The organism is Bradyrhizobium sp. HKCCYLRH2047, assembly GCF_051168175.1.
In the GTDB taxonomy this organism is placed as follows: domain Bacteria; phylum Pseudomonadota; class Alphaproteobacteria; order Rhizobiales; family Xanthobacteraceae; genus Bradyrhizobium.
Window position 1 is genome coordinate 135,691 of record NZ_JBNPUM010000007.1, and the last position, 20,646, is coordinate 156,336.

Annotated in this window: 21 protein-coding genes; 13 read left to right on the forward strand and 8 right to left on the reverse strand. The window is 65.8% G+C overall.

The window, feature by feature from the left end:
• Positions 1-153 precede the first annotated feature (153 nt).
• The 3 genes from ACQR1D_RS18100 to gspD form a co-directional block, all read right to left on the reverse strand.
• On the reverse strand, positions 154-2,028 hold the full coding sequence (locus tag ACQR1D_RS18100; RefSeq protein WP_316237898.1) for an alkaline phosphatase family protein: 1,875 nt from the start codon (positions 2,026-2,028) through the stop codon (positions 154-156).
• A 245-nt stretch (positions 2,029-2,273) separates the two neighbouring features.
• Complete coding sequence (locus ACQR1D_RS18105) at positions 2,274-2,822, reverse strand: tetratricopeptide repeat protein (RefSeq protein WP_434838944.1); 549 nt, start codon at positions 2,820-2,822, stop codon at positions 2,274-2,276.
• On the reverse strand, positions 2,794-5,097 hold the full coding sequence (gene gspD / locus ACQR1D_RS18110) for a type II secretion system secretin GspD (protein WP_434838945.1): 2,304 nt from the start codon (positions 5,095-5,097) through the stop codon (positions 2,794-2,796). Before gspD ends, ACQR1D_RS18105 begins: the two co-directional genes overlap by 29 nt.
• A 255-nt stretch (positions 5,098-5,352) precedes the next feature.
• On the opposite strand from gspD, the gene ACQR1D_RS18115 reads away from it, so the two are divergent.
• From ACQR1D_RS18115 to ACQR1D_RS18160, 10 genes are read left to right on the forward strand one after another with little or no spacing between them, the layout of a single operon-like run.
• Entirely contained in the window at positions 5,353-7,008 is a 1,656-nt protein-coding gene (locus ACQR1D_RS18115; RefSeq protein ID WP_434838946.1) for a GspE/PulE family protein, read from the forward strand.
• A gap of 8 nt (positions 7,009-7,016) precedes the next feature.
• Positions 7,017-8,228 carry a type II secretion system F family protein gene (locus ACQR1D_RS18120; RefSeq protein WP_434838947.1) on the forward strand — a complete coding sequence of 404 codons (1,212 nt, stop codon included), beginning with the start codon at positions 7,017-7,019 and terminating at the stop codon, positions 8,226-8,228.
• A 20-nt stretch (positions 8,229-8,248) separates the two neighbouring features.
• Positions 8,249-8,731 carry a type II secretion system major pseudopilin GspG gene (gene gspG / locus ACQR1D_RS18125; RefSeq protein WP_434838948.1) on the forward strand — a complete coding sequence of 161 codons (483 nt, stop codon included), beginning with the start codon at positions 8,249-8,251 and terminating at the stop codon, positions 8,729-8,731.
• Complete coding sequence (locus tag ACQR1D_RS18130) at positions 8,724-9,188, forward strand: prepilin-type N-terminal cleavage/methylation domain-containing protein (RefSeq protein ID WP_434838949.1); 465 nt, start codon at positions 8,724-8,726, stop codon at positions 9,186-9,188. Before gspG ends, ACQR1D_RS18130 begins: the two co-directional genes overlap by 8 nt.
• On the forward strand, positions 9,181-9,579 hold the full coding sequence (locus ACQR1D_RS18135) for a PulJ/GspJ family protein (RefSeq protein ID WP_434838950.1): 399 nt from the start codon (positions 9,181-9,183) through the stop codon (positions 9,577-9,579). Before ACQR1D_RS18130 ends, ACQR1D_RS18135 begins: the two co-directional genes overlap by 8 nt.
• A complete protein-coding gene (locus ACQR1D_RS18140) occupies positions 9,579-10,301 on the forward strand; it encodes a PulJ/GspJ family protein (protein WP_316180605.1) in 723 nt (240 codons plus the stop codon). The genes ACQR1D_RS18135 and ACQR1D_RS18140 overlap by 1 nt, the downstream gene beginning before the upstream one ends.
• Positions 10,301-11,245 carry a general secretion pathway protein GspK gene (locus tag ACQR1D_RS18145; protein WP_315802983.1) on the forward strand — a complete coding sequence of 315 codons (945 nt, stop codon included), beginning with the start codon at positions 10,301-10,303 and terminating at the stop codon, positions 11,243-11,245. Before ACQR1D_RS18140 ends, ACQR1D_RS18145 begins: the two co-directional genes overlap by 1 nt.
• Positions 11,242-12,312, forward strand: a complete 1,071-nt coding sequence (locus tag ACQR1D_RS18150) for a PilN domain-containing protein (protein WP_316216193.1) — start codon at positions 11,242-11,244, stop codon at positions 12,310-12,312. Before ACQR1D_RS18145 ends, ACQR1D_RS18150 begins: the two co-directional genes overlap by 4 nt.
• Positions 12,309-12,872, forward strand: a complete 564-nt coding sequence (gene gspM / locus ACQR1D_RS18155) for a type II secretion system protein GspM (RefSeq protein ID WP_434838951.1) — start codon at positions 12,309-12,311, stop codon at positions 12,870-12,872. The genes ACQR1D_RS18150 and gspM overlap by 4 nt, the downstream gene beginning before the upstream one ends.
• Positions 12,872-13,504 carry a hypothetical protein gene (locus ACQR1D_RS18160; protein ID WP_434838952.1) on the forward strand — a complete coding sequence of 211 codons (633 nt, stop codon included), beginning with the start codon at positions 12,872-12,874 and terminating at the stop codon, positions 13,502-13,504. Before gspM ends, ACQR1D_RS18160 begins: the two co-directional genes overlap by 1 nt.
• Positions 13,505-13,523: 19 nt before the next feature.
• Here ACQR1D_RS18160 and ACQR1D_RS18165 read toward each other — a convergent pair whose 3' ends face one another.
• Genes ACQR1D_RS18165 through ACQR1D_RS18185 form a run of 5 tightly spaced genes read right to left on the reverse strand, consistent with a single transcriptional unit; the run spans position 13,524 to position 17,169 of the window.
• Positions 13,524-14,015: a prepilin peptidase gene (locus tag ACQR1D_RS18165; protein WP_315802987.1), complete on the reverse strand. Its 492-nt coding sequence runs from the start codon at positions 14,013-14,015 to the stop codon at positions 13,524-13,526.
• 46 nt (positions 14,016-14,061) lie between these two features.
• Positions 14,062-14,682, reverse strand: coding sequence for a HupE/UreJ family protein (locus tag ACQR1D_RS18170; protein ID WP_316180613.1), 621 nt, complete (start codon positions 14,680-14,682; stop codon positions 14,062-14,064).
• The gene (locus tag ACQR1D_RS18175) at positions 14,679-15,290 is read right to left on the reverse strand and encodes a HupE/UreJ family protein (RefSeq protein WP_434838953.1); all 612 of its coding nucleotides are present in this window, start codon (positions 15,288-15,290) and stop codon (positions 14,679-14,681) included. The genes ACQR1D_RS18170 and ACQR1D_RS18175 overlap by 4 nt, the downstream gene beginning before the upstream one ends.
• Positions 15,291-15,307: 17 nt before the next feature.
• Positions 15,308-16,288 carry a HupE/UreJ family protein gene (locus ACQR1D_RS18180; RefSeq protein WP_434838954.1) on the reverse strand — a complete coding sequence of 327 codons (981 nt, stop codon included), beginning with the start codon at positions 16,286-16,288 and terminating at the stop codon, positions 15,308-15,310.
• Positions 16,285-17,169, reverse strand: coding sequence for a peptidylprolyl isomerase (locus ACQR1D_RS18185; RefSeq protein WP_315803165.1), 885 nt, complete (start codon positions 17,167-17,169; stop codon positions 16,285-16,287). The genes ACQR1D_RS18180 and ACQR1D_RS18185 overlap by 4 nt, the downstream gene beginning before the upstream one ends.
• Positions 17,170-17,450: 281 nt before the next feature.
• On the opposite strand from ACQR1D_RS18185, the gene ACQR1D_RS18190 reads away from it, so the two are divergent.
• The 3 genes from ACQR1D_RS18190 (at position 17,451) to ACQR1D_RS18200 (ending at position 20,643) form a co-directional block, all read left to right on the forward strand.
• Positions 17,451-19,475, forward strand: a complete 2,025-nt coding sequence (locus tag ACQR1D_RS18190) for a hypothetical protein (protein WP_434838955.1) — start codon at positions 17,451-17,453, stop codon at positions 19,473-19,475.
• Positions 19,476-19,596: 121 nt separating this feature from the next.
• Positions 19,597-19,926, forward strand: coding sequence for a hypothetical protein (locus ACQR1D_RS18195; protein WP_434838956.1), 330 nt, complete (start codon positions 19,597-19,599; stop codon positions 19,924-19,926).
• 93 nt (positions 19,927-20,019) lie between these two features.
• Positions 20,020-20,643, forward strand: a complete 624-nt coding sequence (locus ACQR1D_RS18200; RefSeq protein WP_316216197.1) for a 2OG-Fe(II) oxygenase family protein — start codon at positions 20,020-20,022, stop codon at positions 20,641-20,643.
• Positions 20,644-20,646 lie beyond the last annotated feature (3 nt).

Below are 20,646 nucleotides of genomic sequence, written 5' to 3' on the forward strand. Positions count from 1 at the left end.
CGATCAGCTTACAATCCGCTGACGGATTCACGATGTTGCGGATCGGTGCGTCACTGAGAGATTGTCGCAGCTGGCGACGCAAAAAGGCCCGCCGCATCGTCTGCGGCGGGCTGTTTTTCACGGCAATGATGTCAGCCGTGGACGCTCGGTCGATCAGCGATCGTCGCCGGAGTGTCCGTCGTGGTCGTGGTGGTGCCAGCCGCCGTCATGATCGTGGTCACCATCGTCGTCGCTGAAGGCGAACAGGTTCATCAGGTCGCCGATCGCCGGACGGTTCTTCGGCACATAGCGGTGGTCATCCCGGTCATGGATCGGGTTGGGCAGCCGGTCGCGGCTGACGGCGGAGATCGTGGGCAGCCGCCAGTTGCGCTCGATGAATTTCAGCAGCGACACGTGATCGTAATAGGTGTGGTCGACATGGCCCTTCTTGGCCAGCGGCGAGACCAGGATGAAGGGGATCCGGGTGCCGTCGCCGAGAAAGTCGACCGGCTGGACATAGCCGGAGTCGTAGTAGCCGCCGCCTTCGTCGGTCGTGATGAAGATCGCAGTCTTGGCCCAGAGCTGAGGATTGGCCTTGACCCGATTGATCAGCGCCTCGAGGAATTTCTCGTAGAGATCCGTGGTCGAATCGGCGGGATGACCGGCGAGCGCCTCGAACGGACGCACGAACGACACCGCCGGCAGCGTGTTGTTCTGCACGTCCTTCACGAAGGCGCCGTAGTTCTGCAGCTTGGCTTCCTCCGCCGGGGTCTTCATGATCTTGTTGAAGCCGGTGAGCGGGTCGCAGATGCCGCAATAGGAGTGGAACAGCAGCGGCACGCCGTCGACGCTGCTGGCGAAGGTGGTGGTGTCGTCACCGCGGTCGGCGCTGTAGTACTTCCAAGAGACGCCTTTCGCCGTCATCACGTCGGCGATGGTCGGCGCGCTCTGCGGCGGCAGCACGAACTTGTCCGAGCCGAGCGCGTTCGGCTTGGCGCTGGTCTGGTTCCAGAACATGCTATAGTTGTTGACGAGGTAATAGTGGTTCGGCGCGCAGTTGTTGCTGGTGACGCCGTTCTTGAACAGCTGCTCGTTGACGGCGGCGACGCCGGGCGCGCTTGGGTCGGAGCAGTTGACGTAGGATCCGCCGCTGTAGCCGTCCTGCTTGTAGTAGTTGTTGGTGCCGGGGACGGGATCGGGATTCTCGATCTGGTTGGCGTAGGGCACGGCGGGGGTGCCGTTCAGCGTCTCGGGATTGGTGAAGAACGCAGCGTGGCCGGTGACGAGGGCCTGGAAGTTGGCCCCGGTGCCGCCCATGATCGCTTGGTGATAGTTGTCGCTGATTGCGTACTCGTCGGCGAGCTGCTTGAAGAACGGCGCGTCACCCGGCTGGGCCTTGCCGGAGGCGTCGGTGAACGGGTTCATGTTGTAGAAGCCCATCGAGATGGCGCCTTCCATCGGGTTGAACCCGCCGGACGGATAAGGCTGCCCGTTCGACCCGGTGCCGATGGTCTGCTCGACCCACACGAACTTGTCGTGCCTGCCGCCGTCGATGTCCTGCCACATCTGGAAGAAGCGGTGTACCGGATCTCCAGTATAAGAGGCGTATGAGACATATTTCGAAATCTGGTACGGCCCATTGGGAAGATTGGCCGGGAAGCGGGTGTCGAGGACGTTCTGCGGCAGGCCGATTCCATAGGTGGTGTAGGGTTGCGGCAGCGTCGCATAGGCGCCCGTGGACGCGGTCTCGGCCGTGTAGCGAACCTCGTCGCGGCCGATCCGCTGCTCCGCCTTCTTGAAATGCCGGCCCGGCGTGCCGTCTTCGTTGACGATTCCCTTGCTGAGCAGATTGTCGATCGTCTGCCCCGGCATTGGCTTGTACGTGCCGAACAGATTGTCGAACGTGTGGTTCTCGCCGACGATGATGATGACGTGCTCGATCGGTGTGCTCGTCGCCGCTCCGGCGAAGGCTGGCGCGACGCTGGTCGCGGTGAATACGGCGGTGGTCGCAAGGGCGAGCGCCTTGGATCGTGTGACTGTTCTGGTCATGAGATCTCCAGACGGAGGAGGGTGGTGGCGCGCGCATGCTGATGGACGCTTGCCTGCGACGATCTATCGCGGCAACAAATTGCAACGTGGTGTCGGTCTTGCTTCGGTTTTGTGAAATGCGCCGAGTAGTGCGGATACTGGACACGCACATCACAGCGCCAGCTTGGCAGCGCGTGTGCCGCCGGAGCTTGACTCCATTGCTATCGGGAGCCAGCTCTCGCCGAGCTATGGACCGGTGATACTGGTCAGAGCTGGCCGGGCACCCAGCTCAGCGCGAGGGCTTGGCCTTGCGCGATCTGGCTGGCCGACATTTTGGATGCGACGGCGTTGCGAAGCCGCAGGAAGTAGCTTCGCTGGGTCGACTTGGCATGTCCGGCAGCAAGGTTCAGCCATTTGTAGGCGAGCACGACGTCCTGCGGAACGCCATGTCCCTTGTCATACATCAAGCCGAGCATCGCCTGGCCGAACGGATTGCCGGCTGCCGCGGCCTGGCAATAGAGATCGCTGGCGACATCATAGGCCTGCGGCGTCCCGAAGCCGTTTTCATACATGAAGCCTAGCATCGCCTGGGCGCGCGGATCGCCGCGCAGCGCTGGCGCTGTCAGCACGCGGACGGCGCGGACGAAATCGCCGCGCGCATAGGCGATCCGTGCGGTGCTGACCGAATCTGCGCGAACCGGCGAGGCCAGTGCACCCAGCAGCAGGCTGGCTACGGTGCAGACGACGCCGACGCGCCGTATCGTCGACCGAATCACTTGGTTGGGGTTAGCGGGTGGTGCGGACACGCAAATCATCCGTGATGCTCGCTCCGACCGATCCGCGGAGCTTGGAACGGAGTTCTTCGGCCACCTGATGCGCATCGCTGCCGTCGCGAATGATTTGCGGCCGGATGAAGATGATGAGCTCGGTGCGCGTGCCCTTCTTGCCCTGATGCGAGAACGCGTCGCCAAGCACGGGGATCTCGTCGAGGCCCGGAATGCCGTTGCGATTGCCGTTCTGCTGCTCGCTGATCAGGCCGGCCAGCAGCACGGTCTGGCCGTTGGCGACGGAGATCGCGCTCTTGACCTTGCGCTGCGACACCGTCGGCGTGAGACTCGTGGCGGTCTGGGTCGCGACGTTGCTGATCTCCTGCTCGACCTCGAGCCGCACATTGCCGTTGGCGGCGATGCGCGGCACGACGCGCAGGATGATGCCGGTGTTGCGATAGTCGATGGTGTTGACGACAGTATTGCTCGACGACAGCACGGTCGCGCTGCCGGTCGAGACCGGCACGACGTCGCCGACCTGCAGGGTGGCGGTCTGGTTGTTGATCACGACCAGCGAGGGATTGGAGAGCACCTTGACGCTGGTGACAGTATGGAGTGCGTCGAGGATCATGTTGGGCGAGGCTTCGTGCCCGATCAGGAAGTTGAAGCCAGGCAGAGCGCGGTTGATCAAGGCCGTCGTCGCCGCGGATGTCGTGGCCGTGGCCACCGACGTGGCTTGCGTATTGGTGATCGACCCCTTGTCGGTCCCGAGGCCGAGCACCTTGCTCGAAAGATAGGCCTGCACGCCGTAGGACAGCTCGTTGGTCAGCGTCACTTCGGCAATCGTCGCGTCGATGCCGACCTGCAGCACCGGCTGGTCGAGCTGCTGCAGCGTGCTGGAGATGATGCGGTAGTTCTCGCGGTCGGCATAGATGAGCAGCGAGTTGTTCACCGTGTCCGGGGTGATCCGGACATTCGGCATGATGGCTTGGCCTCCGCCAGCACCACTGCTGCGAGGCTCCAGCCCGGTCGAGGACGTCGTGCTGCTGGAGGACGTCGTGCTCGAAGATGACATGCCCGAGAGACCACTGCCTTGGGATCTGCTCGTCGGATTGGCGCTCGAACTTGGTGAGCCGGCTGCATTGGTGTTGAAGGACAGCCGGTCCGCGACGGACGTCGTGGTGCCGTCGGACCCTGGCGCGGTCTGGCCGTCGGCGCTGTCGGTGGAGGACGAGCCGGCACCGCCGAACATGTCGGTGAGCACCTTGGCGAGCTGGCGCGCGTCGCCGTAGCGTACCCGGTAGACGTGGACGCTGGTGCGCCCGGAGTCGGCCTGATCAAGCCGGCGGATCCAGGTTGCCGCGCTCTGCAGCAGCGCCGGCTTGCGCGTCACGACCATGATCGCGTTCAGGCGATTGACGACCTGCAGCTTGACGAGATTCTGGCTCAATCCGTTCTCACCGGAGTCCATGATCTTCTCCAGCTCCGCTATCAACGGCTCTGGCGCCGAATTGCTGACCGGGAAGATGCCGACGGACTGACCGCGCATCCAGTCGACGTCGAAGCTCATCACCGTTTCGATCGCGGAGCGTCGCTCGGCTCCGGTGCCCTGGATCAGAAGCAGGTTCCGGGTGGTGTCGGCGCGCACGCTGCCGGCGCGGGTCGCGAAGCTGTCCATCAGCTTGAGGATCGTCTGCGCACCGACATATTGCAGCGGCACGACTGAGATGCCGTAGCCGGGCTCGGCGCGGCCGGCCTCGCCGTCGACGCGTCCGGCGCCGATGGCGTCGCCGAGCGGGGTCAGCTTGTAGCCGCCGCCTTCGCGGACCAGTACGACGCCAGACAGGCGCAGCGCGCTCTCCAACACGAACAGGATGTCCGATTTTGGCACCGGCCGCGCCGACACCAGGCTGACGCTGCCCTGCACGCGGGGATCGATCGCGTAGCCCGCGCCGAGGATGTCGCCGATCACGACCTTCGCGACCACCGCGATCGGCGTGTTCTCGAAATTGAGGTCATAGCCCTTGCCATCGGCCGCCGGAAGCGGCCTGACCTCGGCGACTTCCTGAACCGTGGTCCCCTGATAGGTCCGCGCGTTCGCGCGCTCGACCTCAGGGCGCCCCTGGATCGATGCGACCGGTGCGTTGTCGCGCGGCAGGATATCGAGCGAACGCACCTTGTCGATGACGTCGACATCGGCCGGCGCGCTGGCCTGGGAATTGAGCGTTGCCATGTTGCAGGAGGCGAGCAGCACCGCAATCGCCAGCAACGAGGCATGTCTGACAACCGCAGCGGACTGGCTTCGATTGCCGATACCAAACATGGACTTACCGATCTACTCGTGTTGACCGGCCGAAACGGGGCAGCGCCTCGGTTTGACCGCGCAGCCTGCATAACGGTCCAATATGACACTTATGTATAATTGGCGGCTGCCGTCCGACCTTTGCGCCGCGTGTGTGTCGGAAATGTCGGCGCCTCCGGCATTCGTACGGCCGTCATGTTCGCGATCAATAACGTGGGTCACCAGTAGCGGCGTGCCGAGACGATGGGCCGGCACGGGCGCCACCCGGATCACGCCATGAGCGGTACACTGTCGACCCAATTCCATGCCTATCTTCGCGAGCGCCATCCCCAGGCGGCGGGCGAAGGCGGAGCTGCGGCCGAAACGCAGATCGCGCTCTGGGACAGGTTCGGCCTGACCGCCGACGTTTTCGCGGAGGAGGTCGCCGGCTTCACCGGATTGGAGCGCGTCGCACTGCGCGAACTGCTGGCGGCACTGCCCGCGGTGAGCGAGTTCTCCGACCGCTTCCTCCGCGAGGTGCTCGGCTATCCCTACAAGGATTCTGACGGCGCCGCCGTGTTCGCGATGGCCGATCCGACCGATCAGGCCGTGCGCCGGGCCGCGGAGCTGGTGCTCGGCCCGCAGACTCTCTTCAAGGTCGCCTCGCATGAGGATATCGCCGTTGTCCTGGACCAGCGGTTAGAGGATTCCGGCGAGCCCGACATCTCGCCGGCGCAGGAGCTGCGCGACGACGACATCGAGAGTCTCCGCGATCTCGCCAGCGGCGCGCCGGTCGTCCGCGCGGTGAACGATCTGATCGAGAAGGCCGTAGAGATGCGCGCCAGCGACATCCACATCGAGCCGTTCTCGACCGGGCTCGTGGTCAGGCTGCGCGTCGACGGCCTGTTGCGTCCGATCGCGGCGCCCGCGGGCGTGTTGCCGCAGGCGGTGATCTCGCGCATCAAGATCGTTGCCGGCCTCAACATTGCCGAGCGGCGGCTGCCGCAGGACGGCGCCGCGCGCATCCGCGCCGGCCGCGCCGAGATCGACGTTCGCGTTGCGATCATGCCGACCCAGCACGGCGAATCGGCGGTGCTGCGCATCCTGCCGAAGGATCGCTCGCAGCTCGTCGCGAGCCGTCTCGGTCTCGCCACCCAGGACGACGCCGCACTCCGGCGCCTGATCACGCTACCCCACGGCATGATCGTGATCACGGGGCCGACCGGCAGCGGCAAGACCACGACCCTGGCGACGATCCTGTCGCTGCTCAACACGCCGGAGCGCAAGATCCTCACCGTCGAGGATCCGGTGGAGTACGAGATTCCCGGCATCAACCAGTCGCAGATCAAGCCGGCGATCGGGCTGACTTTCGCGAGCGCGCTGCGTTCCTTCGTGCGTCAGGACCCCGACGTCATCATGGTCGGCGAGATCAGAGACAGCGAGACGGCGCATGTCGCGGTCCATGCCGCGCTGACCGGCCATCTCGTGTTGACCACGCTGCACACCGAAACCGCGGCCGCGGCGGTGCCGCGCCTGCTCGATCTTGGTGTCGAAGGCTTCTTGTTGCGCTCCACCTTGCGCGCGGTGATCGCGCAGCGGCTGGTGCGTCAGCTCTGCGATCATTGCAAGGCGCCGGAGGCGCTCGATGAAGAGACATGCCGCCAGGATCCTCGTCTTGGTCATCTCGGCCTCGTCCCCGGCGACATCACCTGGCACCCGAGGGGATGCGAGCGATGCGGCCAGAGCGGCTATCGCGGCCGGGTCGGCGTGTTCGAGCTGCTCGAGCTGACCAACAGCCTGCGCGAGCTGATCGCGGACAGTGCCGACGGCCTCGCGATCGATCGGCTGGCGATCCGGGAAGGCATGACGACGATGCTCGACGACGGCGTCTCCAAGTGCCGCGCCGGCGTCACCTCGGCCTCCGAGCTGCTTCGTGTCCTCGTGGCGCGGTGAGGTGGATCGTGCCGAGCTACCGCTATCGCGCTCTGACGCAGTCCGGTGAAATCGTCGTCGGATCTCTCGTCGCGCCGTCGCGCAGCGAGGTCGAACGGCGCATCTCGTATCTGCAACTTCTGCCGATCGAAACCGTGGAGGAGAAAAAGGAGCGGACCGGCGCTGCGTCCGGGCTCTCGTTCGGCGCTCCGTCCGCGACTGAAGTGACCACGTTCACGCGCGACCTGGCCCTGCTTCTCAAGGCCGGCGCGCGGCTCGACGACGCGCTCGATCTGTTGTCCGGCGATTCCGATATCGGCCGCCTCCGTCCCGTGGTGGCGCGGCTGCGTGCGGCGATCATGGCCGGTGAAAGCTTCGCCGATGCGGCGGCCGCCCAGCCGCAGTTGTTCTCGCCGATGTATGTCGCGCTGATGCGCGTCGGCGAATCGTCGGGAACACTCGATCACGTGCTGACCGCGCTGGCCGGCGAACGCGAGCGGTCGGAGGCGACGCGCCGCAAATTGACCGACGCGATGCAATATCCTGCCTTCGTGTTCCTCGCGGCGATCGGCGTGATGCTGTTCTTTCTCGTGGCCGTGCTGCCGAATTTCTCGGCCGTGCTGCGTGACTTCGGTGGCCGTACCGATACGGCGCTCGGCTTCTTCATGACGCTGTCGGATCTGCTGCGCGCCAATGCAGCCGCGATCTCACTCGGCTGTGCGGCGCTGCTCGCGGCAGGCTGGTGGCTGTTGCGTCAGCCCGCGGTTCGCGCCGGCCTGGCCAGCGTCGTGGCCGTCATGCCCGGCATCGGCAGCCTGCTGCTGTTCTATCGGACCAGCCTGTTCTGTCGCAATCTCGGCCTGCTGCTCGGCTGCGGCGTCAATTTGAGCACTGCACTGCGCATCCTCGTTGACGTGATGTCCGTGACGTCTTCGCGCGCACCATGGTCGGCGGCGGCGGATCGCGTCCGTCACGGTGGCAAGCTTTCCCAGGCGCTGTCGGCCGACAACATGCTGCCGCCGATGGCGCTGCGCATGCTGCGGCTTGGTGAGGAGACCGGCCAGTTGCCGACGCTGTCGACACGGATCGCCGAGTTCTACGAAGCCAAGCTGCAGCGCGGGCTCGACCGCGTCGTCGGCATCGTCGGCCCCGCCGCCATTCTGCTCATCAGCGTGGTCGTCGGCGGACTGATCGTCTCGATCATGACGGCTTTGCTTTCTGTGACGCAACTGGTCGGCTGACCGACATCAAGGAGAATGACATGAGATCGGACATGCAGATCGGGTCCGCCAAGCGGGCGGGGCGCGAGCACGAGCGCGGCTTCACGCTGGTGGAAATGCTGGTCGTGATCACGATCATCGGACTGATCATGGGGCTGATCGGTCCGCGCGTGCTGAATTATCTCAGCGAATCCAAGACCAAGGCGGCGCGGATCCAGTTGCAGAGCTTCTCGGCGGCGCTCGATCTGTTTTATCTCGATGCCGGCCGCTATCCCTCGACCTCGGAAGGTCTCGGTGCGCTGGCGCAACGGCCGGCCGGATTGAGCGCCTGGAACGGTCCCTATCTCAAGGGCGGAGCAGTGCCGAAAGATCCGTGGAATACGGCCTATGTGTATCGGGCGCCAGGCGATCACGGCCCGTACGACATCCTGTCCTATGGCGCCGACGGCCAGGAGGGCGGCAGCGGGACGGCGGCGGACATCGTGCTGGGAACGCCGACGCAGACGAGCGCGCGCAGTGAGTGACGGCGGCCAGCGCGGCTTCACGCTGCTCGAGATGGTTTGCGTGCTCGCGATCGTCGCGCTGCTGGCGTCGGTCTCGCTGCCTTATTTGCCGCGGCAGACGTCGCGGCCGCGGCTGCAGGCCTACGCGTTGCAGGCGGCGACACTGTTGAAGTCGGACCGTGCCTCATCGATCCGGAGCGGCACACGCATCGACACGGAGATCGACACGTCGCGCCGATTGATCCGCTCCGGCAGCGGCGCGGCTGCGCTGAGGTTGCCCGACGACGTCGCCTTCCTGGCGACGCTGCCGCGCAGTTGCCAGCATCGACCGGTGCTGGCGACCATCACTTTCTTTCCCGACGGGCTGTCCTGTGGCGGAGCCATCACCTTGTCGCGCGCCGATCTGAGCCTGGAGATCAGGGTGAATTGGCTGACGGGGAGAATCGACATTGTCTCGCGCGCGCTCGCCAATGGTTGAGATCGACGGCCGGAGTGAAGCCGGTTTCACGCTGATCGAGGTGCTGGTCGCGCTTGCCATCGTCAGTGTGTCGATCATTGCCATCGGCGCCGTGGTGTCGCGCAATGCCGCCAGCGTTCGCAAGCTCGAACAGCATGTCACCCTGGTCACCGACATGAGGCTGGCACTGGCCACACTGCTGGCCGATCGCGGCCGGCTGCAGCCGGGCAGCATCGATCAACGCTCCGGCTCCGGATCGGTGGTGCTGCAGGTCAGGCCGCTCGGCGGCGATTGGAATGAGCCGGCCGGACAGACCGGCTGGATTCCGGAGGCGGTGACCTTGCGCGTCAAGACCGGCTCGGGCGCGGTCGCCGATGTGCAGACGGTTCGCCTGGCGCGAGGAGCGCGATGATGACCGCCCGATCCGATCGATCCCGAGAGCAGGGCTTCGCACTGATCGAGGCACTCGGCGCGCTCGCGATCGCCGGCATCGTGTTGTCGGCGCTTGCCGCGGTGACGTCGCAATGGCTGCCGGCGTGGAAGCGCGGATTGGATCGCGTCCAGCGCGCCGAGATGGTGGCCGCTGCGCTGCGGCGGGTCGGCGATGATCTCGCTGCCGTGCAGTTCGTCTCGGCCAATCGCGAGCAGAAGGGACCGTTGTTCGTGGGCGACGAGGTCTCGGCGATGTTCGTGCGCGCCGAACTCGGCCCCAATGCCGGACATGGTCTCGACATCGTGCGCATCGGCGAGGAAGGGAGCAGGGGCGAACGCGCTCTGCGGCGATCGCGTGCCATGTTCGAGCCCGTGCCGGTCGGCCAGCCCGTGACCGAGCATTTCCGGTTCCGCGATCCCGTGGTGCTGCTGTCGGCGCCGTTCCGGATGTCGTTCGCCTATGCCGACGGGACGATGGCGTGGACGTCGGAGTGGCGCGATGCGACCAAGCTACCATCCGCCGTGCGCATGACGGTTTATGACGACAGCCGTGGCGGTGCCGCCGTTCTCGTCAGCGCAGTCCGTATTCACGTCGATGCGCCGGGCGGCGGCTTTGCGGATCCCGGAGCGGCAGGCACCGCGAATCCGTCGGCGGGTGCGGGCGAGCCGCCGCAGCTGAACAAGAGCGAGCCGATCGACTAATGCTGGTTCGCTCCTTTACCAGAGGTTCTGCCCAGAGGCGCGGCGCGCAGGATGGCTTCATCCTGATCGCGGCGCTGTGGATGCTTGCGGCGTTGGCGGCCCTGGTCGTTGTCGTCTCGCAGCAACTCGGCAGCTCGGCGCGGTTGCTGCGGCTCGAGGACGAGGCGGTCGAGGCCGATGCGCTGGTCTCGGCGGCCATCGAACTGTCGGCGTATCGTCTGCTGCTGTCCAAGGACGAGGAGCGGCCGAGGCAGGGCGGTTTCCGCCTGGCGCTTGCAGGCAACGACATTGCGGTCTCGTTCGTCAACGAAGCGGCGCGGATTGATCTCAATACCGCGTCCAAGGACATGCTCGAAAATCTCTTCGTCACGCTGGGCGTCGAGCGCGATGCTGCCAAGGATCATGCCGAGCGGATCGTTGCGTGGCGCTCCAAGCCGTCCGACACCGCCAAGGCGCAGGCGGAGGAGGCGCGCTATGCGGCGGCCGGTCTCAAGCGGGTGCCGCGCCTGGCGCCATTCGCGCATGTCGGCGAGCTGTCGCTCGTCCTCGGCCTTCCCGCATCGCTGGTTGATCGGGTGCTTCCGCTGGTCACCGTCTTCAACGGTTCTCCGGGAATCGATCCGACGATCGCGGCGCCGGAGGTCGTTGCCGCATTGCCGGGAATGACGCCGCTGATCCTGAAGGATTTCCTCAACGCACGGGCGTCGTTGTCACAGGATGCCGATACGCTCGCCAAGATGTTGGGGCCTGCTGCGAAGGACGCCGCCAAGGGCAAAAGCAAGGCTTATCGGCTGCGCATCGTCGTCGGTCCGGCGGGCGGGCTTCGTCACACTGCGACGGCGGTGATCGTTCCCGGCGAAGGCGAGGAGCCCTATCGGCTGCTGGCGCGCCAGGACGAGGGACCGCAGCCGAGGGGAGCGCTTCAGGCGCGGAGGATGCCATGAAGCTGACCGAAGCGATCGAGCGCGGACTGACGGTGTGGACGGAAAGCGTCGCTACAGCGATCGAGGCCGTCGCCGATCGGCAGCTCAGACGCCCGCGAGTCGTGATCCGCTACGATCAGCCAGAAGCGATCGTCATGACGGTACAGACGCCGCCGAAGGCGAGACCGATGCTGGCGGCGGCACGGCTGAATCCGGCTTTGGGAGCGGCGCAGGTCGGGCTCTCGCCGGAGTGGCTGCGAACCTTGCGCGGTGCTGTCCTGGACATCCATCTGGCCGCCGAGAACGTTCTGATCCGGCCTCTCGACTTTCCCAAGCAGGCGGAGCCTTTTCTGGACGGCATGATCCGGACCCAGATCGGCAGGTTGACGCCGTGGAATCTCGGACAGGTCCTCTACGGCTACAGCGCCCCGCGCGCAGCCAGTGATCGGATCGCGTTGACGCTCGCGGCAACGCCGCGCGCTCTGGTCCAGCCCTTGCTCGCCTTTGCCGATCAGGTCGGCATTGCCAAGCTCGTCATCACCGCCGACGTCGGCCCAACCGATGGCGGTCCGATCCAGATCTTCAAGACGTCGCTGCGTTCGTCGCTTGCCGGCGGCCGTGATCTCGGGCGCGTGCTCAAGCTCAGCTGGCTGTCGGTCGCTGCGACCACGGCGGTGCTGCTGATCGCGACGACGCTGATCGGTGGATATCTCGATGGCGAGATCGAGGACGCACAGGCGCAGGTCACGCGGCTGCGTGCGGCGCTGCGGCCCGCGATGGGCGCCACCGCCGCCGACGGGCTGCTCGCCAAGCGCAAGCAGACCAGCCCCGCCAGCGTGATCGTGCTCGACACGTTGTCGAAGATCCTCCCCGACGGGACGTATGTCGTCGAGATGCATGTCGAGAACGATCGGCTGCAGATATCCGGCCTGACCCAGGATGCACCCGCGCTGATCCGGCTGATCGAGCAGTCGCCGCAGTTCAGCCGCGCCACCTTCTACGCGCCGACGACGCGCACCGCCGGCGAAGCGGGCGAGCGCTTCCACATCGAGGCGCGCATCAACGCCTATTTCGGAGACCGGGCATGAACTGGTCGAAATCGCTGCGCCGCATGTTCGTGAACTCACCGGCCGTTTCTGCGATCCTCTATGCGGCGACCATTGTCGCACTGCTCTGGCTTGGTGCCGCTGGGGTCGTCGATCTCGTCGCCAGGCGCGACCAGCTCAATGACACCAACGCGCAACTGGCGCAGTTTTCCGGACGCAAACGGCCAGCCGGCAATTCCGCCGCAGGCAGCGCGACGGCTCCGGGTGGATCGGTGTTCGTGGAGGGACGAACGGTCACCATCGCGGGCGCGACGCTGGTCCAGCGCCTCACGGAGGCGATCAGCAAGGTCGGCGGCAGCGTGCTGTCGACCCAGGTCGAGCTGCCGGCGGCACGCGCCAACACCAACCTGATCAGCGTGGTGGCAAGCTGCGAGCTCGAACAGCCGGCGTTGCAGCAGCTGCTCTATGATCTCGAGGCCGGATTGCCGTTTCTCTTCGTCGATCAACTGCATGTGCAGCAGCCGCTGGCCGCCGCGGCCGGCGGCGTGGGACGATTGACCGTGCTGGTCACCGTGTCGGGTCAATGGCAAGGAAAATCGTGATGCGATCGTTCGTAGGCTCGGGCCTCGTCACCTTTGCCACCGTGTGCGTGCTTGCAGCTTCGCTCAGCCGTGCCTGGAGCGAGACGGCGGATGGTCTCGAGCCGGCCACGCCCGTCCAGGCCGCGCCCGGCGCCTCCGAACCGCCGGCCGCCATGTCAGAAGCTCCCAGCGCAGAAGCTCCGGGGGGCAGGAGTGCCAACCCGCTGTGGGATGTTCCGATCAGTACCCTTTCGGCGACACGTGATCGTCCGATCTTCTCGGCGTCGCGGCGGCCGCCGCCGGTTGCCGCACCCGTCACGGTGATGCGGGCGCCGCCGCCTGCGCCGCCGAGGGAGCCGGAACGGCCAAACCTGCAGCTCGTCGGCACGGTGATCGGCGACGAGGAGAGCTTCGGCATCTTCGTCGACGCGGCGTCGCAGGCATCGCTGCGCTTGCGGGTCGGCGCTTCGCATGAGGGATGGGTGCTGCAGTCGCTGCGACCGCGTGAAGCCTCGCTGCTGAAGGCGCCGGAGACCGTCACTCTGCAAATGCCGCAGCTCGGCACAGCCGGCAGCGGCGACGTGCAGGCGGGACCGATGACCCCGCCGGCGCCGCAGGCCGGACGCGAGCGGATGGCGCGGCGGGCGCGCTGAGGTCAGTGGCTTACGGCAATCAGAAGGTCACGAGCAATTCGCGGCCGGTGGCCTGCAGGGCGAGTACGGCCAGCAGGCCGAGGACGAGGAACGGGCCGAACGGCAGCGCCGTCTGGCCCGTCAGCCGTCGTCCCATGACGAAGAGAGCGAGCGCCGCAGCGAGTGCCGTCGTCGTGGCGATGAGCAGCAGGATCGGCAGATTTGGCAGGCCGGCCCAAAGCGTTGCAGCCATCAGAAACTTGACGTCGCCGAGGCCCAGTCCCTGGCGGCCGCGGGCCATTGCGTAGAGCAGCCGCAGCAGCAGCAGCGCCAAGCCGATCGCGAGGGCTGCGGCGCAATTCCACAGCGCCTCGGGCAGGTCGACGAGCGTCGCCAGTCTTGCGAAGCCGCTGGCGGCGACCAGCGCATTCATCCAGTCGGGCAGCAGCCCGCTGCGCAGATCCGTCCAGATCAGGCCGGCGCAGGTCAGGAGCAGCACGGCAATGGCTGCGATATTGATGGCGTCGGTCACGCGAGGTGGGGATTGGCGGTGTCGGATCGCCCGAGCATAGGCCTGCTCAGGACGCGAGCGATAGTCCCGCCATCATCAGGCCGATCGCGGCGACCCAGCCACCGACCGCGCGCACGGCGATTCCGCGCCAGCTCGATACCGGCTCGGTTTCAGGACGCCGGAAGGTGAGCGCGAGCGCCATCACGAGGGTGATGGCGACATAGCCTGCACTGGCGAGCCCGGCGGCGTACAGGAGACGGTCGGTCTGCGGCACGAGCTCGCCGGCATTCGCTGCGCCGCGCATCAGCCCGAGCATGAATGCGATCGCGCTCAGCAATGTCACGGGAATGCGCAAGGCCGCGGCCAGCAGCAGCCCGAGAATGAGAATGGTCGCGGCGTCGACGAGCGGGGAAGCCGGGGCGAGCCCCGACCCGGCGGCGAGCGCCAGCCCCGCGCACAGGCCGAGCGGAAACACCACGACCAGCCAGCGTCCGCTCGCCGCACCGAGCGAGCCGGCCAGCAATCCCAGCGCGGCCCAGACCACGACGTCTTGCAGGGTGAGCAGCGGATGCAGGGCGCCGGCGTAGAAGTCACCGAGCCGGGCCGATACGATATGCGCATCGGCGAGCTGCGCTTGCGCCAGCAGCAGCACGGATGCGAGAAGGGCGGTCCGGTGGTACGTCCTCATGCCGCGACTCCGAGGCTCGCGATCAGGAAGTAGCCGCCGAGCGCGGCGATGGCTGCGCCGACGCCCTGGATGATACGCTCGCCGCCGGGCCAGCGCGCGAGCGCGCCGATGGTGATGCCGCAGGCGTGGAGAAGACCGGTCGCGACCACGAAGCCGCAGCCATAGGCCAGGGGATTCGCCGCCGTCGGGAGCTCGATGCCGTGCGCGTGGCCATGAAAGATGGCGAAGATCGCAACAATGATAGCCGCAATCGCGAACGGGACACGGGCGCGCAGGGCGACAGCGAGGCCAAGGACCAGCGCTGACAGCGCGATGATGAGCTCCGGGACGGGCAGACCGATCTTGAGGATTCCCAGGACGGCTCCGAACGCCATCACCAACGGGAAGACGACCGGCAGGATCCAGATCGCCGCGCCGCCGAGCTGCGCGCCCCAGATGCCGACTGCGACCATTGCGACCAGATGATCCAGCCCGGTCAAGGGATGCAGCAGACCACTGGCGAGGCCGCCGCCGACGCCGGTCTGCTCATGGGCAAAGCCAGGATTCGCAGTCAGCAGCGAGAGCAAAGCCGCACCCGACACGGCGTGCAGGAGTTTGCGCGCGATCATGTTCGTCCCATTCATCATCATGCGGCCGCCAGAACCCGCACCAGGCGGCCCAGGAACCAGAACATCGAGACCGAGCCGATCGCATAGGCCGGCAGCTCGGCGCCCCAGCGCGGCAGCGCCGCGCCGAGCCGGCGATGCGCCCAGATCAGTGCCAGCACCAGCAGCACGAACAGGATCTGCCCGACTTCGACGCCGACATTGAAGAAGAGCAGCGCCGCGGGCAGGATTCGCCGCTCCAGGCCGAGGCCCGCGAGCGCGCTGGCGAAGCCGATGCCGTGGACGAGACCGAAGCTGAAGGCGACGGCCCAGGGGTAGCGGGCGGTCAGCCCGATCTCGCCGCGCTGCTGCTTGATGATCTCGACGCCGACGAACACGATGCTGAGCGCGATGCAGGCGTTGAGCGGGCCTTCGGGAACGCCGATCAAGCCGAACGCCGTTGCAGCCAGCGAGGCGCTGTGGCCGATCGTGAAGGCCGTGATCGTCTTGAGCAGGCGCCAGCCGCCCTGGACGATCCAGATCAGCCCGAGCACGAACAGCAGGTGATCGGCGCCGAGCAGGATGTGGTCGATGCCGAGGTTGACGTAGGTCTTGGCAAGCTCGAGCCAGGTCTCGAGCGTCGGCGCATCGGTGCCCAGCACCGTCACGACCGGATTGGCCGCTGAGATCGTGTAGCTGCGCGTCTCTCCAGCGAGCGACGTCACGCGGATGATGGCAGCCGACATGTCCTCGCCGAGATTGCCGATCGTCATCTGTCCGACGAGGCCCTTGTCGCCGCAATTGAGTTCCGGCAGGCGCAGGTAGCAATGCGGCGGCATCTTGAGCTCGATGCGGTTGACGCCATCCTTCGGCAAGGTCGTCCATCGCCCGATATACGCGCCGGGCCGCATCTCGCGAAATTCGAGCACGGCGATCGTCGCCTGATGCGCAGCCGCCGGCAGCCCAGGCAGCAGCGCTGCGAGCGCGAGCACGATGGCGATCAGGGCGCGCGCGCCGGTCACGGCTCGTACCTGATCGTGTAGTTGGCCTTGAGCCGGCTCACCGCCTCCCAGGCCCGTTTCCGTGTCTCTTCAGTGTGCCAGATCTTGGCTGCCTCGGCGCGGATGTCCTCGAGTTTCGCAGGCGCGCCCGGCGTCCGGGCGTCGAGACGAACCACGTGCCACCCGTCTTTCGACTGCAGCAGGATCCATTCCTGGAGGGGCGCCTTGAGCAGGCCTTCGCTGAAGCCGTCGCCGAAGCCGGCGGCCAGGCTCGGCACCGGCCGGTCGAGAACCGCGCGAGTCTGATCGCGCAGCTCCTCCGATTCGCGCTGCTCGCGAATGTCGTCCAGATAGCGCCGCGCCGTCGGTTCGTCGCTGGGTGGCGTCATGAAGAAGCTGACACGCTCGGGCTCGTCGAACCGCGCATGATTGTCGGCGAACCAGGCGCGCAACTGCTCGTCGCTTGGCTGCGGCACGCGCACCTGATCGAAGATCAGATATTGCAGCTTGAACGCGACACGGTCGCGGATCATCTCGTCGCCGCGGTCGACGCCGAGCGTCTTGCCTTCCCGATAGAGGATTTCGCTGGCGACCCAGGCCTCGACCATCTTCTGCAGCTCGGCCTCGCTCGGGGTGCGCTGCTTGTCCTCGTCGAACGTGTCGATGAAGGACTGGCGCAGCGCCTTGGTCACGGTGATGACCTTCTCGTCCTTCGCTGGCGGATGGATGATGGCGTCGGCCGCGAAGATCAGTCCGCCCAGAACAAGGAAATGCAGGAGCGGCTCCCTGCCGAGCCCACGCAGGGCGGTCACGAATGATATTCGCGCTGGGGAAGAGCTGTTGCCATCTTGCTGATTGGAGCGTGCAGAGGCGCTCTCGAAGGTCTGCGCCGCATTCGACATGGCAGGGGCTGACATACGTTCTTTACAACTCGGGCTGCGCTCGTTGCGCGGCGCGTATATGCAACGGCACAGTTGCCGTTGTCACCGGGCAAACGTCAGTGTCACAAAAATTTCGCAACGATTGCGGATCGCGATGGCCGTGGAGATGGCACCAGCAAAAATAAATCCTTCAACAAACTGTCTCCGAGTTTTGGTTTGGTCGCGCCGCGAATGACGACGGCGCATCGGTCGCGTTGTCATCTCGGTTTGGAGATCGATCGAATTCTTTAGGGGCGACGATAATGGTTCCATCTACCAAGAAAATCCTGCTGACAGCGGCCTCGGTCTCGCTGGCTCTGTCACAAAGCGCCGACGCCGGGGAACGTTGGGGGGAAACGAGCAAGAACAATCCGTATGTCGCGGGCGACATGCACAACCACAACACCTGCACCGACGGCTCGGTCGCAGCCGGCTATGCGATCGATCGCTCGGTCGGCAAGGGCACCGCGGCTGCTGGCGGCAATAATTTCGATCTCGACTGGTTCACCCTGGGAAACCACGGCGGTTCGGGCAACCGCGATTGCCGCTTCAGCGATGCGAGCGCCAACATCCCGGGCGACAACACCACGACGTATTGGAGCCAGACGCTCGGCAAGACCATCGACGGCATCACGATCACCAGCCTGAAGGGCACGCCGAACGGCACCGACACCAACGCCAAGATGTGGCGCTGGCAGTCGATCAAGGAAGTCGAGTATCCGACCATCGTCAATCGCACCGCGACCTACAACAAGGTGCTGGTCGAAGGCCTCGAGTGGATCCTGCCCGGTCACGAGCATGGCGACGTCGCCGTGATCGCCGGCCAGAACCCGCGTGGCTACGGCAATGCCGACAAGATGGCCGAGTTCGAATATCGTTTCGACCGCGGGGACACTGACGCGATCGGTCCGGTCGATGCCAGCAACAACCCGGTCTGGGCCGGCAAGGACAATGTCAACAATTCCGGCACGGCCGGTCACCAGAAGGCCGTTGCCGGCATCGCCTGGCTGCAGGCGAACCATCCGCTGCAATCCTACGCGGTGCCGACCCATACCGAGCGGCAGGGACCGTTCAACCCGAACGGCTCGGCCGGCTACAACATCGAGCACTTCCGTGACTTCAACAATGCCGGCCCGACGGTCGCGTTCGGTATCGAAGCCCCGGGTCACATGGCCGAGGGCGGCGTGAACGGCGGCTCGGGCTCCTATGGCTCGGGCGCGGTCGGCGGCGGCACCTACGGCATGCAGGGCGTCTACACCGCCAAGGTTGGCGGGCTCTGGGACGGTCTGCTCGGCGAAGGCCGCAACTTCTTCCTGTTCCAGAGTTCGGACTGGCACAGCCGCGGCGTCTATGGCGCGCGCGATCCGGGTACGACGGCGGACTTCATCCCCGGCGAGTACACCAGGCTGTACGTGCCGAACGAGCGGCGCTTCTCCCAGCAGTCCATCATCGACGGCATGCGCTCGGGCAACTCCTATTCGGTCAACGCCGACATCATCGACTCCGACATGGAGTTTCGTGCGAAGGGTGAATGGGACTACGACTGGAAGACGATGGGCGAGACGCTGGTCGTGCGTCCCGGCGAGAAGGTCACGCTCGAGATGGAGATGACCGTTCCGGCGTCCAACAACAGCCCGTACAGCTTCAACAATCCGCTGCTGCTGCCGGTCGGCATCAAGCAGCCGTTGAACAAGCCCTCGCTCGACCACGTCGATCTGATCACCGGTGACATCACCGGCCCGATCGCGCCGGGCGCCCCGGGCTATGCCGTGGCCAATGCGAGCGGCGTCGCCGGTGCGGCCATCGTCTACAACCCCTCGGTCAAGATCGCGAAGCAGATCCAGGCGACCAAGATGCAGAGCCGCAAGCTGCGCGACGGTTCGGTCCGGCTCAGCTTCAGGACCACCTTCATCGCGGGCAAGACTCCCTTCTACATCCGCGCCCGCGGCACCAACATCCCGCCGGCCACGCCGAACGTGTCCGACAGCGCCGGCAATCCGCTGCTCGATGCCAACAACGCCACCGTCAGCTGCACGGATCCGGCATGTCCGTCGCACCTCGGCACGGTCGGCGGCGTGAAGAAGGTGACCAACGACGTGCAGGCCTGGTCGAACGTCTGGTTCTATGCGAACCCGATCTTCGTCCGTCCGTACGGTGCGCCCGAACTGCTGGTCGAGAAGAACAAGGAGCTGGCACGCAAGCTGGCTCACGATCATCACCACTGGCACGACTGGGATCATTGGGGCCATTGGGGCCACTGGGGTCGCTGGGCCTTCAACCGCGACTGATTGATCGGCATCGATCCGGCGGGACGATAGCGTCCCGCCGGATCCAGCTTACTCGGAGCGCCGGTTTGCGAACCGGCGCTTCGTCTTTGCAACCTGCTTTGCCCTGGGGTTCCTCGACGTGATGCCTCGCTTGTCCGCTGTGATTCTCGCCATCCTGGCTCTCACGACCGTTGTCGCATCGGCGCATGACGAGGAACCGACGCAGGAGGCATGCGATGCCGCGGTGGCCGAGGCACGCGCACAGGCGGCGACCTTGCCGGCGGACGACGTGTCGCGCTATTTCGCCGAGCGGGACATTCAGCAGGCGCTGGTCGAGGCCGGCAATGGCGAGTTCGATGACTGCGTCGAGAAGGCCGAGCGGGCCGTGCTGGAAGTACGCGACCGGCCCCACAGCCTGAGGCCCGGCGAGCGGCTCAATATTCTTCGTGCCGACGAAATGCCGACGCGCTGACGGGCGCGCACCGCGTCTCGCCTCTCGTCATCCGGCTGTCATGCAAGTCGGCAATTTGTCGGTCCTGTTGCGGCGCATGCAAGGCCTTGAGACATGGACCAGATCGAAGCTCTTTTTCCAATACCGTTGTTGCGTTCGCCTGGGCTCTTGAGCGCCGAGCTCAAGGACGCGGCGGTAGCAGCGATACGCAATTCGAAGATCGAGAACAATCTGCGGTCCGGACAGTTGTTTCACACCGAGGTCGCCGATCCCCGCGCCAACAACCTGTTTCAGACCATCGCCGAGCTCGCCGTGCCCAAGCTGGTCGATTTCGGCGAGCTGCTGTTCGGCGAGAAGCTGCGCTGGACGGTCAAGGAGATGTGGACGAACATGCTGGAGACCGGCGGCAACCAGACCCTGCACGCCCACGCCAACAGCTTCATCTCCGGCATCTTCTATCTGACGCCGTCGCATCCTGGTAGCCGCACCGTGTTCGTGCGGCCGCCGGGCGGCAGCGACTTCTCGTTCCGCCACCATACCCGCAGTGCCGCCGTCGGCCCGTTCAATGCCGGCAAATATGTGCTGCCCGAGGCGGAGCCCGGCGATCTCGTGCTGTTCCCGAGCTATCTCTACCATGAGGTGCCGCGCAATCAGGGCGACCAGCGCATCACGATCGCCTTCAACGCGATTCCTGATCATCTGGATTGCTGGGGCTACCGCGTCAGCTTCGCGTCCTGACGC